Origin of the sequence: Mesorhizobium sp. M0048 (assembly GCF_040323405.1) — a bacterium.
Lineage (GTDB): Bacteria > Pseudomonadota > Alphaproteobacteria > Rhizobiales > Rhizobiaceae > Mesorhizobium.
In genome coordinates this window covers 185,566-199,816 of sequence record NZ_JAMYUV010000006.1, presented here as the reverse complement: position 1 = coordinate 199,816, position 14,251 = coordinate 185,566, and the positions used below count along the sequence as shown (strand labels likewise).

The following is a 14,251-nucleotide window of genomic DNA, read 5'->3' as shown; positions in this document are numbered from 1 at the left end:
GGACCGGTTGCGACTTTCGCGGCCGGTTTTTTGTTGTTTGGACCAATTTTGGTGTTTGGATGGAATGATGACCAAGAAGCGCGACTGGAAGCCTCAGACCGCACTCGTGCATGCCGGGACGCTGCGTTCCGGCTTCGGCGAGACCTCCGAGGCGATGTATCTCACCCAAGGCTATGTCTACGAGACGGCGCAAGCGGCGGAGGCCCGCTTCAAGGGCGAGGAGCCGGGCTTCATCTATTCGCGCTATGCCAATCCGACGGTCGACATGTTTGAGAAACGCATGTGCGCGCTGGAAGGAGCCGAGGACGCGCGCGCGACGGCATCCGGCATGGCGGCGGTGACGGCAGCACTGCTGTGTAGCGCCAAGGCGGGCGACCATATCGTGGCGGCGCGCGCGCTGTTCGGCTCCTGCCGCTGGGTGATCGAGACGCTGGCGCCGAAATACGGCATTGAGGCAACGCTGGTCGACGGCACCGACATCGCCAATTGGGAAAAGGCGGTCAAGCCAAACACCAAACTGTTTTTCCTGGAAAGCCCTACCAATCCAACGCTGGAGGTAGTCGACATTGCCGCCGTCGCGGCACTTGCCAATTCGATCGGCGCCAGGCTGATCGTCGATAATGTCTTCGCTACGCCCTTGCAGCAGAAACCCCTGCAGCTCGGCGCCCACATCGTCGTCTATTCGGCCACGAAGCATATTGACGGCCAGGGGCGTTGTCTTGGCGGCATCGTTCTGTCGGACAAGAAATGGATCGACGAGAATCTGCATGACTATTTCCGCCACACCGGCCCCAGCCTCTCGCCCTTCAATGCCTGGACGCTGCTGAAAGGCCTGGAGACGCTGCCGCTACGCGTACGCCAGCAGACGGAAAGTGCCGGCCGCATCGCGGATTTCCTGGCCGAGCGCCCGCAAATCGCCCGCGTCATCTATCCCGGCCGCGCCGACCACCCGCAAGCGGCCGTGGTCAAGAAGCAGATGTCAGGCGGCTCGACGCTGATTTGCTTCGATGTGAAGGGCGGCAAGCAGGCGGCCTTTGCCTTCCAGAACGCACTCGACGTCGTGCTGATTTCCAACAATCTCGGCGACGCCAAGAGCCTGATCACCCATCCGGCGACGACCACACACAAGAACTTGACTGATGAAGCCCGCGCCGAGCTCGGCATCGGACCGGGAACGCTCAGGCTGTCAGTCGGCCTTGAGGACGCCGACGACCTGCTCGAAGACATCGAGCAGGCACTGAGAGTTGCCGGATAAGGGCGGGCCGAACAGAGGCAGCGGGGACGTGCCGATCAGGCGCCGGACGGGGTCTCTTCCAGCTCCGCGACAGTCTTTGTCTGGATAGTCATCACGTTGCCGCGCCAGTCGACGGCGCCGCTCAGCCATCCGCGCGCCCAAATGGCGGGAAGCATCAGGTCTCGTGCCATCATCGCCGGGATCGTGCGCGGCGACAGGTGCCATCCCTTGGCCGAGGCCAAGGCGCATTCCGGCAGGTAGGCCGCGACCAGCACGGCGATGGCGGTTGCCGGCAGGCTGACGCCGGCGTCAGCCGCAGCGATCAGTGCAAGCACTAGCGGCGGTGCCGCGCCGATCAGGATTTCGGGGGCAAAGAACAGTGCAAAGGTGACGCGGCGCAGCCGCGCCCAGCGCGCCTGCCGTGACCAGATCTCGCCAAGCGTGCGCCGGCCGAGCGGCTGTTCGAAGGGAGAGGCGACAAGATTGACCCGCAGTCCGAGCCCATTGACCAGCTTGGTCGCGGCGGCGTCCTCGGCGATCTCGGCGGCAAGCGCGCGGATGCCGCCATTGGCATCGAGCATTGGCTTGTTCCACAACATGCTCTTACCCTGGGCGAAGCCGAGGCCGAGCGCCTCTCCAGCGTACTGCCAGCGTGCCTGCAGCGTGTTGAGAAAGGCGCATTCGACCTCCCCCCAGAAGCCGTCCGGCCGCGAGCCGATCGGCGTCGAGCAGACGAGGCCAGTGTCGTGCCGCCACGCCGCCATCAGGTACTGGACGTAGTCGCTCGGCATAAGCACGTTGGAATCGGCAAGGATGACCCAGCGATAACGCGCCGCCTCCCAACCCTTCACGCAATTGTTGAGTTTTGGATTGCCGCTGATGCGGTCGTCACCGACCAGAAGGCGGGCGCGAATAGCTGGAAAGCGCGCCATTGCGGCGGTGATCGGCTTGACCACCGGGTCGTCGGCATGGGCGACACAGAAGATGAGTTCGTAGCGCGGCCAGTCGAGTGAGAAGGCGCGCTCCAGCGTCTCTTCGGCAAACGGCTCGACGCCGCGCGCCGGGATGACGATCGATACCGGCGGCGCGTTGGCCGCGGGCGGTGCAATACTGGCTGGTCGCTTCAGCTTCTGCGAAGCTAACAGGATGCTGGCGAGATTTGAAAGAAGGAGGGCTATGGAAAGGAGGGCGGCTGCGTATGTCGGTTCCATCGAGATCTGGTCACTCCAGAAATGCCGGCCGCATGACAGCCGTTTTCAACAATTCGACAGAACGCTGAGTCGTCCGGCACAAGCCTGCACACCATCATTGTCATGTGTCACTCAAATGACATTGTTTTTCGGCACCTGCGCTTGAGATCGGGCAAGAAGATGCTGCGCATCGTTGACCAAACTGCGCTGAGCATCGAAAGTTCCATCTACATTGCTTTGGAGCAGTTTATGTACAGCGCCGTCACCCGCAACATCGAAGTGCAGGTCAGGCCGTTCTATCTGGAGGATCACTCCGATCCGCCGCAAAACCGCTATGTCTGGGGCTACCAGGTGACCATCGACAATCAGTCGGATGAGTTCGTGCAGCTTCTTTCACGCTACTGGCACATCACCGACGGTACCGGCAAAGTCGAGGAAGTGCGCGGCACCGGGGTCGTCGGCGAGCAACCCGGACTCAACCCCGGCGACAGCTATCAGTATACGTCCGGATGCCCGCTCTCGACCCCGTCCGGCATCATGGTCGGGCACTACACAATGCGCAACAAGCGGGGCGAGACGTTCGACGTCGCCATCCCCGCCTTCTCGCTCGATTTGCCGGGCACGCGGCGCACCGTCAATTGAGGGCCGTCATCCAGCCGCTGCAAACTCCGCCGGGTCGAAGTCATATTGCTTCGAGCAGAATTCGCAGGCGACGTGAATGCTGCCATCCTCGGTGCTGTCCCTGATCTCCTCGGCGGAAAAGCCTTCGAGAATGCCGCGGATCTTCTCCCTCGAGCATGAGCACTGGTCGGCGACCGGCACGCCGCCGAACACGCGGACGCCATGCTCGTGGAAAAGCCGGTAAAGCAGCCGTTCGGCGCCGATCGTCGGATCGATCAGCTCGGTCGGTTCAATGGTACCAAGCAGCGCCAGCAGCTCCTGCCAGGAATTGTCGGTCGGGTCATGGATTTCCTCACGCGGATCGCCGTCGCCACCGGGAAGGTCGGGTACGCGCATACGCTCCGCCGACTGCGGCAGGAATTGCGCCAGCAGGCCACCGGCCCGCCATTGCTCGCGGGCACCGCCGACGCCGGGCGTCAGAAGCTTGGCAACCGAAAGGCGGAGGTCCGTCGGAATCTGCTCCGACTGGCGGAAATAGGTGCGTGCGGCATCTTCCAGTGTGACGCCGTCGAGCTGGACGATGCCCTGGTAGCGCTGCGTGTGAGCGCCCTGGTCAATGGTCAGCGCCAGGACGCCGCTGCCGAGCAGCGTCTGCGGTGACGTCTCGCCGGCAGAAGTCAAAGCCTGCAGCCGGTCGGCATCGAAGCGGGCATAAGCGCGCAGCGCGTGCGGCGTGGAGAAATCGGCGACCAGCATGTCGACCGGCCCGTCGGTGCGGGTCTGCAGAATGAACTTGCCCTCGAATTTCAGCGAAGTTCCGAGCAGTACCGTCAGCACACAGGCTTCGGCCAGGAGCCGGGCGACCGGCTCGGGATAGTCGTGGCGGCTGAGAATGGCGTCGAGCATCGGCCCGAGCTGGACGGTGCGGCCGCGCACGTCGAGCGGGCCGACCTCGAACGGCAAGACATGATCGTCGCCGGCGTAGCCGAATTCGCCGAGCTTGGGTTTATGTTCAGCCAATTGATGAGTTTCCAACATGACAAAGCTCCGGGGCGCGGCGATGCCGCCCTCCGGGGCGCATGCGACGAGACGCGCTCGATTTGCGTGATGCGCCTGAGATAGGCACCACCCACTCCCGGATCAAGGCGGCCCAGATCAAGGCGGCCCGGATCAAGGCGGCGCAGATCAGGCCGGCCCGGATCATCGCGGCCCGTATCAAGCGCCCAGGCACCAGGCCAGGACCGCCTTCTGGGCATGGAGCCGGTTCTCGGCCTCATCGAACACCACAGAATGCGGTCCGTCGATGACCTCGTCGGTAACCTCCTCACCGCGATGCGCCGGCAGACAGTGCATGAACAGCGCGTCCGGCTTGGCTTTCGCCATCAGTGCCGCATTGACCTGATAGGGCAGGAAGACATTGTGGCCGCGGGCACGGTGCTCCTGGCCCATCGACACCCAGCAGTCGGTGACGATGCAGTCGGCCTCGTGAACGGCCTCCTCGGGCGAGCGGGTGAATTTCAGCTTGCCGCCATTGGCTTTCGACCAGTCGACATGCTTCTGAGCCGGTTCGCTGCCCTCGGGCACGGCGACGTTCAGCTTGAATTGGAACCGCGCAGATGCCTCCAGGAGCGAATGCAGCACGTTGTTGCCGTCGCCGGTCCAGGCGATCGTCTTGCCGGCCACCGGACCGCGGTGCTCTTCGAAGGTCATGATGTCGGCCATCAGCTGGCAGGGATGGGTCTCGTCGGTCAGCCCGTTGATGACGGGGACCGTAGCGTTTTCCGTCAGTTCCAACAGCCGGTCATGCGAGGTGGTGCGGATCATGATGGCATCGACATAGCGCGACAGCACCTTGGCCGTGTCGGCAATGGTCTCCGAGCGGCCAAGCTGCATCTCGGTGCCGGTCAGCATGATCGTCTCGCCACCCAACTGCCGCATGCCGACGTCGAACGATACGCGCGTGCGCGTCGACGGCTTGTCGAAGATCATCGCCAGCACCTTGCCTTCGAGCGGCTTGCTGCGTTCTCCGGCCTTGAGCCTTGCCTTTCGCACAGCTGCGTCGTCGAGCATGAAGCGCAGATCGCCTTCGGAAACGGCAGAAAGATCGGTAAAATGGCGAAGGGACATCAGGAATTCCAGGATTACTTCGCAGCGGCAGCGACGATGGCATCCGCCAGGCTCTTGGCGCCGGCACGAATGCGCTCGAGCGCCTCGTGGATCTCGGCGTCAGTGACGGTGAGAGGCGGCAGCAGGCGGATAACGTTGTCGCCGGCCGGAACCGTCAAGAGATGCTGGTCACGCAGTGCCACCGTGACCTTGGTGTTGGGCATCGCGCATTTAAGCCCAAGCATCAGGCCGGTGCCCCTGATGCTTTCGATAACATCCGGAAATTCGTCGGCGACACCGGCGAGCCCCTGCTTCAACAGCAGCGCCTTGCGCCGGACGTCCTCGAGAAAGCCGTCTTCCAGCACCACGTCGAGCACGGCGTTGCCGACCGCCATCGCCAGCGGATTGCCGCCGAAGGTGGTGCCGTGCACGCCGGCGGTCATGCCGACCGCCGCCTGGTCGGTGGCGAGGCAGGCACCCATCGGGAAGCCGCCGCCGATGCCCTTGGCCACCGCCATCAGGTCGGGGGTGACGCCCGCCCATTCATGCGCAAACAGCTTTCCGGTGCGGCCGACGCCGCATTGGACCTCGTCGAAAATCAGAAGCAGTCCGTGCTGATCGCAGAGCTGCCTGAGCCGCTTCAGCGATTGTGTCGGCACTTGCCTGATACCGCCCTCGCCTTGCACCGGCTCGATCAGGATCGCCGCGGTTTCAGGCGTGATCGCCTTTTCGGCTGCATCCACATCGTCGAAGCCGACCTGGTCGAAGCCGTCGACCTTGGGACCGAAACCTTCCAGGTATTTGTACTGGCCGCCGGCGGCGATGGTCGCCAGGGTACGGCCGTGGAAGGCGCCTTCGAAGGTGATTGTGCGGTATCGCTCGGGATGGCCCTTGACGAAGTGGTAGCGCCGCGCCGTCTTGATGGCGCATTCGAGCGCCTCTGCGCCGGAATTGGTGAAAAACACCTTGTCGGCGAAGCTGGCGTCGGCCAGCCGCTCGCCGAGCCGGCTCTGTCCCGGAATCTCGTACAGATTGGAGACGTGCCAGAGCTTGGCGGCCTGCTCGGTGAGGGCCGCGACCAAATGCGGATGGCTGTAGCCCAATGAATTGACGGCGATCCCGCCGGCGAAATCGAGATATCGCTCGCCCTTATCGGTGACCAGCCAGGTGCCTTCACCGTGGTCGAAAGCCAGGGGTGCGCGAACAAAGGTCTCGAAAAGCGCCGAACCGCTCATTATATGCGTCTCCGGAACCGGAAAAATCAAAAAGCCGCCAAAGCGGCGGCCCTTGTGGCTTATCGTGTTTTTCGGCCGTGAAGTCAACGAAAAGGTCGCGCAAGGACGTGCGGCAAGCCCTCCAGCATAACGCCGGCTCATAAGCGACCGGGCAAGTTGGGGAAAACCGAAAAAACCGATTCGTGTTGGCCTTGGGACTCTTGTCACCGAGTCAGCGCATAAGGTAATTGTAGTAGAGAAATAACTAGATTTCGTGCGGCGGACCTAATCACCCGATATATGTGGTGTCTGCCCGGCAGAAGCCGGGTCGGGAATGGATTCCGATTGCCGCACGTTTCAGCAGGAGCGCGGTCTCATGAACTGGACTGACGAGCGAGTCGAACTTCTCAGAAAATTGTGGTCGGAGGGCCTCAGCGCCAGCCAGATCGCCGCACAGCTTGGCGGGGTCAGCCGCAATGCCGTCATCGGCAAAGTGCACCGGCTGAAACTGTCCGGTCGCGGACGCACGACCGCTTCACCGGCACGCCAGAAGAAGACGGTACAGGGATCGACGATCCAGAAATCGGTGTCTCGGGCAGCAAGCGCCACGCGCCATGCCACCACGTCGATGTCGATCGGTGCGACCGCGCTCAAGGCGCAGTTCGATGCCGAACCGGTGGCGCGCCACTATATCCGCCCGGTCGAGAACGTCGTCGTGCCGATCTCGCGGCATCTGCAACTCGTCGAGCTGAACGAGCGCACCTGCAAATGGCCGAATGGCGATCCGCTTTCGGAAGATTTCCATTTCTGCGGCAACGACGCCGCCGAAACCGGGCCCTACTGCAAGTACCACGCCCGCGTGGCGTTTCAGCCAGCATCGGAGCGGCGGCGGCATAGATAGGCAGTAGGCAGTAGGGGAAGATAGCGCTTCACAAGGGTCGTTTCGCCAACAACTCACTCCCGTATTGCCTATTCTCTACTGGCTACTGGCTACTGCCTATTCCCTTACCCTTACAGCCACCCATTCTTGCGAAACCGCCAGTAAAGAAACGTGCAGATCAGGGCAATTGCCGCCAGGACGGCCGGGTAGCCATATTCCATCCTCAGTTCCGGCATGTCGCTGAAATTCATGCCATAAATGCCGGCGAATGCCGTGGGCACGGCCAAGATGGCGGCCCATGAGGCAAGCTTCTTGGAAATCGCCGTCTCCTGGCTTTGACCGACCAGAAGGCTCGCCTCGAAGGCGAAAGCGAGAACCTCACGCAGGCTGTCGATCTTTTCCTGGACAGTGCGGATATGGTCGGTGACGTCGCGAAACAGCGGGTGCATGGCTGTGTGGATTTGCGGCAGATCGGCGCTGGTCAGCCGCCGGCAGACCTCCACCAGCGGCAGAGCAGCGTTGCGCAGGCGCAAGAGATCGCGGCGCAGCATGTAAAGCCGCTCGATATCGGAGCCGGTCATCGGTTTCAGCAGAACCTTGTCCTCGATCGCCTCGACCTCGTTTTCGATCTGCTCGAGCACGGGCATGTAGTTGTCGACGATGAAATCGAGAATGGCGTAGAGGACGAAATCCTCGCCCTTGGCGAGGGAATGCGGACAGCTTTCCCAGTGCTGGCGAACGGCGGCGTAGGAGGTCGAGGGGCCATGCCTGACGCTGACGATATAGCCGGCGCCGACGAACAGATGCGTCTCGCCGAAGGTGACACGGCTGTCGATCAACTGCGCCGTGCGGGCAACGATGAATAGGGCATCGCCATATTGCTCGATCTTCGGCCGTTGGTGCGGATGCTCGGCGTCCTCGATCGCCAGCTCATGCAGATGGAATTGCGCCTGGACGCGCAGTAACAAATTGCGGTCGGGCTCCAGCAGTCCGATCCAGACCACGTGGCCCGGCTTCCCGGCCCATTCGCCGGCTTCCTCGATCGGAATGTCGGCGATGCGCCGCCCAGCCGTATAGACGCCGCAAGCGATTATACCCGACATCGGCGGCGCAGGAGCAAACTCGCGGACATATTCCATCGCAGCCTCCTGGAGGCGGGGCCTTCATCGCGGAACTGAGAAGTCAGCGCGTCGAAAGCTTAGCGCAATTTTCTGTCAGGTGGCGAATCCGAAATTCGCATTAGTATCGAGAGACACTCATTTCGCTGGTTGCGTTGCGGGAAGAATAACCTTGTCCGTCTTGTCGCCCTTCGGACGATCGGCCGGCATCTGGTCCCCGGTGACGATATAGTAGATCGTCTCGGCGATGTTGGTGGCGTGGTCGCCGATGCGCTCGATGTTCTTGGCGCAAAACAGGAGATGCGTGCAGGGCGTGATGTTGCGTGGGTCTTCCATCATGTAAGTCAGCAACTCGCGAAACAGCGAGGTGTACATGGCATCGATCTGGTCGTCGCGGTCGCGCACGAAACCGATTTTTTCCACCGACCGCGATGCGTAGACGTCGAGTACTTCCTTGAGCTGTGTCAGCGCCAGATTAGCCAAAGCCTCGAGGCCGCGGAACAGGCTGCTCGGCTGGCGCCCATCAGCGACAGCAACCACTCGCTTGGCGACGTTCTTGCCGAGGTCGCCTACCCGTTCGAGGTCCGCCGAGATGCGGATCGCACCGACGATCTCGCGCAGATCCGTCGCCATCGGCTGGCGCTTGGCGATGATGATGATCGCCTTGTCGTCGATCTCGCGCTGCCCCTCATCCAGAACCAGGTCGTCTCGAATGACTTTCTGGGCAAGTCCCGGATCCGCATTGACCAGTGCCGCGACGGCCTGCTCGACCATGCGCTCGGCATGCCCGCCCATCGCCGCGATGCGCTTCGACAGATATTTCAGCTCCTCGTCATAGGCGCTGACGATGTGCACGGACTGCATGGACCAAATGCCTTCCCGGGATCTTGTGGTTGAGTCGCTCCCTCGAATCCCCGCTGATACGCTAGCCGGATGACAGAAAAAAGAAACGGCCCATCATGGGCTAGAGATAGTACTGCGTCAGCGAGCCGGCAAATGGACGGTGAACGCCGCACCCTTGCCGACTTCCGACCAGATGGAGAGCCTGGCGTTGTGCCGGGTCAGGATATGCTTGACGATGGATAGGCCAAGGCCGGTGCCCTTCTGGGTCCGGCTGTTCTCGACGTCGACGCGGTAGAAGCGTTCGGTGATGCGCGGGATGTGTTCTTCGGGAATGCCGGGGCCGAAATCCCTGATAGTGACGTCGATCCCCGGTTCGGTATCGCTGTCGCTGCGCGTGATCGACACCACGACGCGTCCGCCCGACTGACCATATTTGCAGGCGTTTTCCAGCAGGTTTTCGAAGACCTGGAAAAGCTCGTCCCGATCGCCGGGCACGGCGAGCGGTCCTTCCGCGAAATCACGCTCGATGACGACGCCGTTTTCCTTTGCGAGCGGCCCAAGCGAATCGATTACGCTGTCGATGGCCTGGCGCAGATCGACCTCGGTTCCCAGCTTGAGATAGGGCTTCATCTCCAGCCGTGACAGCGACAGAAGGTCGTCGATGAGGCGCGCCATGCGGCTGGTCTGGTTCTGCATGATCTGCAGGAACTGCTCGCGTGCCGCAGGGTCGTTGCGGGCCGGCCCGCGCAGCGTCTCGATGAAGCCGGCAATCGAGGCGAGAGGCGTGCGCAGCTCGTGGCTGGCGTTGGCAATGAAGTCGGCGCGCATTCTGTCGATCCGGCGCGCTTCGCTCTGGTCCTTAAACACCAGCACGTAGAGATCCGTGGCGTGACCGACAGAAGACGCGCTCACCCGATAGGCTCGTTCGACCGGCAGCCTTTCTATGTAGTCGACGCTGTCCGATGCGACGTTGCCTGCCAAAATATTATCCAGCAAGGACTGCATTTCGGGCGCGCGGAATTTCAGCGACAGCGACATGCCGGGGGCAATCCCGCCAAAGGCTGCAAAGGCGGCGGCGTTGGCATGGACGATGGCGGCGGAACGATCGAAAATGATCAGCGGATCGGCAACCGCTGCCGCGAGATATTCGCCGGAAAGTTGTTGCAAGCCGCTCGCCTCGACGGCCGCGGCATTTTCGGTCGATTGACGGGCGACGCCGGCCGGCAGTATCGCCGCGGCAACCAGCACGGCGCCTGCCAGCAGCACCACATAGCCAGACATGCCGGCAAAACCATAAACGATCAGAACCGCAACGAAGCCGGCCGCTAGCAGCCAGCGGCTGTTCCACAGCCGCATGGCGACGGCTTGCGCCCTGCCTTTCCGCTCTGTGCCGATATCGGCCATTTGCGCTCCGTCGCCTGCGCTCCGTGTGCGGCCAACGCTCAATAACTTCCTGCTGGACCGACGCTAGAGCGCCGTGCGTCCAATTGGGCGCACAAAGGACGCTCTACCGCATTATCTGCTGCATCGTTCTTTCCGAAAATCGATTCCGATTTTCGGGCCGATGCCGTAAGGCTTCCAATAGCATGAGTCCGGAGGCTGGAAAGGTTCGTCTCGATGAAAAACGCCAAAGAAAGCCCCACTGCAGCTTCATCGGGGCCGCTGAAGATCATGATCTACGGCAAGGAGCGGGAGTTCGACATCGAGGCTCCGACGCTTCCCGACTGGATCGAGGACCGCAAGCTCACCGCCGGCGGCTACCCTTACGACAAGAAAATGAAGGGCGAGGAGTATGACGAGAGGTTAGAGAAGCTGCAGATCGAGCTGGTCAAGGCGCAGGCGTGGCTGCAGTCGACAGGCAAGCGGGTAATGTCGCTGTTTGAGGGGCGCGACGCTGCCGGCAAGGGCGGCACGATCTTCGTTTTGCGCCAGTATCTGAACCCTCGCACGGCGCGCAACGTGGCGCTGACCAAGCCAACACCCACCGAGCTTGGACAATGGTACTTCCAGCGTTACGTCGACCACTTCCCGACGTCGGGCGAATTCGTCACCTTCGACCGCTCCTGGTACAACCGCGCCGGTGTTGAACCGGTGATGGGATTCTGCACGCCCGAGCAGCACGAGCAATTTCTGGACGAGGTTCCGCATTTCGAGCGGATGATCCGCAACGAAGGCATCCATTTCTTCAAATTCTGGCTGAACATCGGCCGGGAAACACAGCTCGAGCGGTTCCACGACCGTCGCTGGAGCCCGCTGAAGAGCTGGAAGTTTTCGCCGATCGACATCGCCGGCATCACCAAATGGGACGACTACACCAAGGCGCGCGACCTGATGGTGGAACGCACGCACAAGGAGTTCGCGCCCTGGATCATTGTGCGGGCGAACGACAAGCGGCGCGCGCGGCTGGCCGTCATGCAGCGCATTCTCCTGTCGCTTCCCTATGACGGCCGCGATCTCGACGTCATCGGTAAGGTGGACAAGAAGATCATCGGCGAAGGGCCGACTTTCCTCGAAAAATAAGCTCACCTCATCGATACGCGGCTGTCATGCCGCCAGCCGGGCAATCCGCTGCAGTCGCTTCAGCGTAGTGTCGTCCTGCAGCGCCTGCTGGAAAAGGGAGATCTCCTGGTCGATGCGGTCGCAGAGCGCGCCGGTGTCGCCCCTAAGCAGGTCGCGCGTCTGCTGCAGCGCCGCGACAGGCTTCTTGGCGAGTTGCCTGGCTCTTGCCAACGTGGCTTCCTCGACGCTGGCGTCCGTCACGATCTCGCCGACAAGGCCCAGTGCCCTGGCATCTTCGGCGGCGAGCGTGTCGCCCAGGCAGAAGAAGCGGAACGCCCCGGCATAGCCGAGCTTCTGCGGCGCCAGGATGCTGGTCGCCGCGTCCGGCACCAAGCCGAAATCGACGAACGGCACCCGAAACGTGCTCTTGCTCGAGGCGATCACCATGTCGCAGTGGAACAGGATGGTGCAGCCGACGCCGACGGCGTCGCCGTCGACACAGGCAAGGACCGGTTTCGGGAATGTCGCCAGCGTGCGAAACATATCGGTAACGGCGTCGATCAGTCGCCGATGTTTGGTGGCGTCGAGAAATTCGGAGAAATCGGCGCCGAGGCAGAAGCACCCGGCCAGACCGCGCAGGACCACGACGCGGACGTGGTCGTCGGCAGCGGCTTCATGGAATGTCCTGGCCAGGCTTTCATAGGCCAGCCTGTCCAGCACCGGGCGGCCGTCACCCGACGATACCGTGACGATCAGCGTGTGATTGCGGAATTCTGCTTTTGAATGAACGTTCATGGCCTCTCTCCAATCTCACGAGGCGCGTCTCTGTCCGAGCATGTCCGGGTACCCTCTGGCCAGCACCGGCGCAAAGTGGTTGCGGCGCGAACGCACCACGTCGAGCGTGTGCTCGTTGAAGGTGAGCAGTGTGGCAACCACCTGCTGGTTGCCATAGGTACGCTGGTAACCGAGCGGCGTTGCCAGGAAATGCAGCTGCAGCGCGCGAAGCACCCACATCGGCTCGAATTCGATGATAACCTGGTTGACGTTGCGCTTCAGACCCCACTCGACGAAGCCGGCGATCAGCTCCGTGCCGACCGTCGACACGCCGCGCCGGCCGTCGCGGAACCCCGGTGCAACCGCATAGCGGGTCAGTTCATAGACATTCGGGCCCGACGGTGGGGTTCCCTCATAAAGGTCCGCCAGCACATCGGTTAGAAGATGTGCCCGAGTCGTCGGCAACATCCGCTGGTAACCGGCGAGCTCGCCATTGCGGATGACGATCTGGTGCACTGCCTCGTCGTGGTCGAATTGATCGATCTCGAGGCCGTCGGGGCGCTGCAGATCGGTCCATCCCATCTCTTCGACGAAAACTCTGTAACGCAAACGATGAACTGCCTCCCAGAGGTCGGGCCGTTCCATCAATTCCTGGGTCGTGAGGGAAAAAAGCATTTGCCGTCTCCTAGTTTCAATAGGAAGATACGGCCGTGCTTCCCCGAAAAAATTACGCGATCGCGTAGGCAAGAATTTCTAGGCCGGCGCGGCCGACCTAGTTAATATAGCCGCGCCTTATCGCTTCCGCGACGGCCTGGACCCGGTTGACGGCACCGAGTTTGCTTTTGGCGTTAAGAAGGTGTTTCTCTGACGTGTGTTCCGAAATGCCGAGAATTTGTGAAATCTCCCATTCGGACTTGCCAACGGCGGCCCATTGCAGGCATTCGCGCTCACGCGGCGTCAATTCGACATGGTCGATGGTTTTGCCCGCCATAGTGTGGAGCTGCATGGCGCGGCCAATCGCATAAGTCGAGACCAGCGACACCAGCCCGAATTCGGCGCCCGACAATTCGACAGCCTCGCCGCCCAGCGACACCATGACGATCTGGCCATCGAGCGTGATCAGCGGGAAGGCCAACCCGTCGCGCAGCTTGAATTCGCCGGCGTCACCCATGACATCGCCGCCGCTCTTGCCGATAGGGATGCCCTGAGACGCTTCCCGCCACTGGAATGGCGCTTGAAGCTGCTTCATGTGGCTGACGACTGGATCGTGATCGACGTAGTTGCGCGCAACGTAGCGCTCAAGCCATTCAGCCGGCCAGTCGCAAAGCAGCACATGGTCCTTTTGCCGATTTCTCGGCGTGCCGGGTTGCGGAACCGTCCCGGCCATCAGCGCCGTCAGCCCGAACCCGCTTGTTACCCCCAGCAGCTTTTCGCAGACGGCGGCCGCTGTGCCGGCGTGCTGCAACTGATCTATCAGTTCCAGGGTACGATCGAAATGACCCATCGCAACATCTACCCCATGTTGCCTTCCGCTCTTGAGGCCAATGGCAGTGATCAACCCGCACCACGCCATCAACCCCGGACTGCAAAGCTGCTCCCTTTGTGCGCCCTACCGCTCCTCTTCAGCCGGCATCACACAGTCATTTGCAAACTCACTAAACAATATCCCTAAATCGTCACGATGAAACCAAAAACCGTTGTGCATGCGTTATTTTCGTACAAAAAACTGTGTTACTTCGTACTAAAGTCGGGCAAGATCGGACGGAGTCGTC

General features: G+C 61.8%; 14 protein-coding genes. 4 read left to right on the top strand and 10 right to left on the bottom strand.

The window, feature by feature from the left end:
• Positions 1–64: 64 nt before the first annotated feature.
• A complete protein-coding gene (locus NKJ84_RS09100; protein ID WP_352506191.1) occupies positions 65–1,255 on the top strand; it encodes an O-succinylhomoserine sulfhydrylase in 1,191 nt (396 codons plus the stop codon).
• Positions 1,256–1,290: 35 nt separating this feature from the next.
• Here the strand turns inward: NKJ84_RS09100 and NKJ84_RS09095 are convergent, their stop codons facing one another.
• Positions 1,291–2,445, bottom strand: coding sequence for a ceramide glucosyltransferase (locus tag NKJ84_RS09095; protein ID WP_352506190.1), 1,155 nt, complete (start codon positions 2,443–2,445; stop codon positions 1,291–1,293).
• 228 nt (positions 2,446–2,673) lie between these two features.
• Between NKJ84_RS09095 and apaG the strand changes: the two genes are divergently transcribed.
• Complete coding sequence (gene apaG / locus NKJ84_RS09090; RefSeq protein WP_352506189.1) at positions 2,674–3,066, top strand: Co2+/Mg2+ efflux facilitator ApaG/CorD; 393 nt, start codon at positions 2,674–2,676, stop codon at positions 3,064–3,066.
• A gap of 6 nt (positions 3,067–3,072) precedes the next feature.
• On the opposite strand, the gene NKJ84_RS09085 is transcribed toward apaG, so the two are convergent.
• The 3 genes from NKJ84_RS09085 to NKJ84_RS09075 all read right to left on the bottom strand — a co-directional run bounded on the left by NKJ84_RS09085 (position 3,073) and on the right by NKJ84_RS09075 (position 6,386).
• Positions 3,073–4,083 (bottom strand): Hsp33 family molecular chaperone, encoded by a 1,011-nt coding sequence (locus tag NKJ84_RS09085; RefSeq protein ID WP_352506188.1) that lies wholly within the window; start codon positions 4,081–4,083, stop codon positions 3,073–3,075.
• 177 nt (positions 4,084–4,260) lie between these two features.
• On the bottom strand, positions 4,261–5,172 hold the full coding sequence (gene argF, locus NKJ84_RS09080; RefSeq protein ID WP_352506187.1) for an ornithine carbamoyltransferase: 912 nt from the start codon (positions 5,170–5,172) through the stop codon (positions 4,261–4,263).
• Between the two features lie 14 nt (positions 5,173–5,186).
• Positions 5,187–6,386 carry an aspartate aminotransferase family protein gene (locus NKJ84_RS09075; RefSeq protein WP_352506186.1) on the bottom strand — a complete coding sequence of 400 codons (1,200 nt, stop codon included), beginning with the start codon at positions 6,384–6,386 and terminating at the stop codon, positions 5,187–5,189.
• Positions 6,387–6,741: 355 nt separating this feature from the next.
• Here NKJ84_RS09075 and NKJ84_RS09070 point away from each other — a divergent pair, with 355 nt between their 5' ends.
• Entirely contained in the window at positions 6,742–7,266 is a 525-nt protein-coding gene (locus NKJ84_RS09070) for a GcrA family cell cycle regulator (protein WP_352475925.1), read from the top strand.
• A gap of 110 nt (positions 7,267–7,376) precedes the next feature.
• Here NKJ84_RS09070 and NKJ84_RS09065 read toward each other — a convergent pair whose 3' ends face one another.
• The 3 genes from NKJ84_RS09065 to NKJ84_RS09055 form a co-directional block, all read right to left on the bottom strand.
• A complete protein-coding gene (locus tag NKJ84_RS09065; protein ID WP_023677347.1) occupies positions 7,377–8,384 on the bottom strand; it encodes a magnesium and cobalt transport protein CorA in 1,008 nt (335 codons plus the stop codon).
• A 117-nt stretch (positions 8,385–8,501) separates the two neighbouring features.
• Positions 8,502–9,227: a phosphate signaling complex protein PhoU gene (gene phoU / locus NKJ84_RS09060; protein ID WP_352506185.1), complete on the bottom strand. Its 726-nt coding sequence runs from the start codon at positions 9,225–9,227 to the stop codon at positions 8,502–8,504.
• A 117-nt stretch (positions 9,228–9,344) separates the two neighbouring features.
• Entirely contained in the window at positions 9,345–10,610 is a 1,266-nt protein-coding gene (locus NKJ84_RS09055; RefSeq protein WP_352506184.1) for a sensor histidine kinase, read from the bottom strand.
• Between the two features lie 213 nt (positions 10,611–10,823).
• Between NKJ84_RS09055 and ppk2 the strand changes: the two genes are divergently transcribed.
• Positions 10,824–11,726, top strand: coding sequence for a polyphosphate kinase 2 (gene ppk2, locus NKJ84_RS09050; protein ID WP_352506183.1), 903 nt, complete (start codon positions 10,824–10,826; stop codon positions 11,724–11,726).
• 24 nt (positions 11,727–11,750) lie between these two features.
• On the opposite strand, the gene NKJ84_RS09045 is transcribed toward ppk2, so the two are convergent.
• The 3 genes from NKJ84_RS09045 to NKJ84_RS09035 all read right to left on the bottom strand — a co-directional run bounded on the left by NKJ84_RS09045 (position 11,751) and on the right by NKJ84_RS09035 (position 13,983).
• Positions 11,751–12,500, bottom strand: a complete 750-nt coding sequence (locus tag NKJ84_RS09045; RefSeq protein WP_352506182.1) for an enoyl-CoA hydratase-related protein — start codon at positions 12,498–12,500, stop codon at positions 11,751–11,753.
• A gap of 15 nt (positions 12,501–12,515) precedes the next feature.
• Entirely contained in the window at positions 12,516–13,154 is a 639-nt protein-coding gene (locus tag NKJ84_RS09040) for an acyl-homoserine-lactone synthase (RefSeq protein ID WP_023677342.1), read from the bottom strand.
• Positions 13,155–13,251: 97 nt separating this feature from the next.
• A complete protein-coding gene (locus tag NKJ84_RS09035) occupies positions 13,252–13,983 on the bottom strand; it encodes a helix-turn-helix transcriptional regulator (protein WP_352506181.1) in 732 nt (243 codons plus the stop codon).
• Between the last annotated feature and the right edge of the window lie 268 nt (positions 13,984–14,251).

What these genes read in the sequence shown, in the direction of transcription:
- NKJ84_RS09070 (WP_352475925.1), top strand. Translation starts at nt 6,742, where the DNA reads ATGAACTGGACTGACGAGCGAGTCGAACTTCTCAGAAAATTGTGGTCG.
- NKJ84_RS09040 (WP_023677342.1), bottom strand. Translation starts at nt 13,154, where the DNA reads ATGCTTTTTTCCCTCACGACCCAGGAATTGATGGAACGGCCCGACCTC.
- NKJ84_RS09055 (WP_352506184.1), bottom strand. Translation starts at nt 10,610, where the DNA reads ATGGCCGATATCGGCACAGAGCGGAAAGGCAGGGCGCAAGCCGTCGCC.
- NKJ84_RS09045 (WP_352506182.1), bottom strand. Translation starts at nt 12,500, where the DNA reads ATGAACGTTCATTCAAAAGCAGAATTCCGCAATCACACGCTGATCGTC.
- argF (WP_352506187.1), bottom strand. Translation starts at nt 5,172, where the DNA reads ATGTCCCTTCGCCATTTTACCGATCTTTCTGCCGTTTCCGAAGGCGAT.
- ppk2 (WP_352506183.1), top strand. Translation starts at nt 10,824, where the DNA reads ATGAAAAACGCCAAAGAAAGCCCCACTGCAGCTTCATCGGGGCCGCTG.
- NKJ84_RS09065 (WP_023677347.1), bottom strand. Translation starts at nt 8,384, where the DNA reads ATGGAATATGTCCGCGAGTTTGCTCCTGCGCCGCCGATGTCGGGTATA.
- NKJ84_RS09095 (WP_352506190.1), bottom strand. Translation starts at nt 2,445, where the DNA reads ATGGAACCGACATACGCAGCCGCCCTCCTTTCCATAGCCCTCCTTCTT.
- phoU (WP_352506185.1), bottom strand. Translation starts at nt 9,227, where the DNA reads ATGCAGTCCGTGCACATCGTCAGCGCCTATGACGAGGAGCTGAAATAT.
- NKJ84_RS09085 (WP_352506188.1), bottom strand. Translation starts at nt 4,083, where the DNA reads ATGTTGGAAACTCATCAATTGGCTGAACATAAACCCAAGCTCGGCGAA.
- NKJ84_RS09075 (WP_352506186.1), bottom strand. Translation starts at nt 6,386, where the DNA reads ATGAGCGGTTCGGCGCTTTTCGAGACCTTTGTTCGCGCACCCCTGGCT.
- NKJ84_RS09035 (WP_352506181.1), bottom strand. Translation starts at nt 13,983, where the DNA reads ATGGGTCATTTCGATCGTACCCTGGAACTGATAGATCAGTTGCAGCAC.
- apaG (WP_352506189.1), top strand. Translation starts at nt 2,674, where the DNA reads ATGTACAGCGCCGTCACCCGCAACATCGAAGTGCAGGTCAGGCCGTTC.
- NKJ84_RS09100 (WP_352506191.1), top strand. Translation starts at nt 65, where the DNA reads ATGATGACCAAGAAGCGCGACTGGAAGCCTCAGACCGCACTCGTGCAT.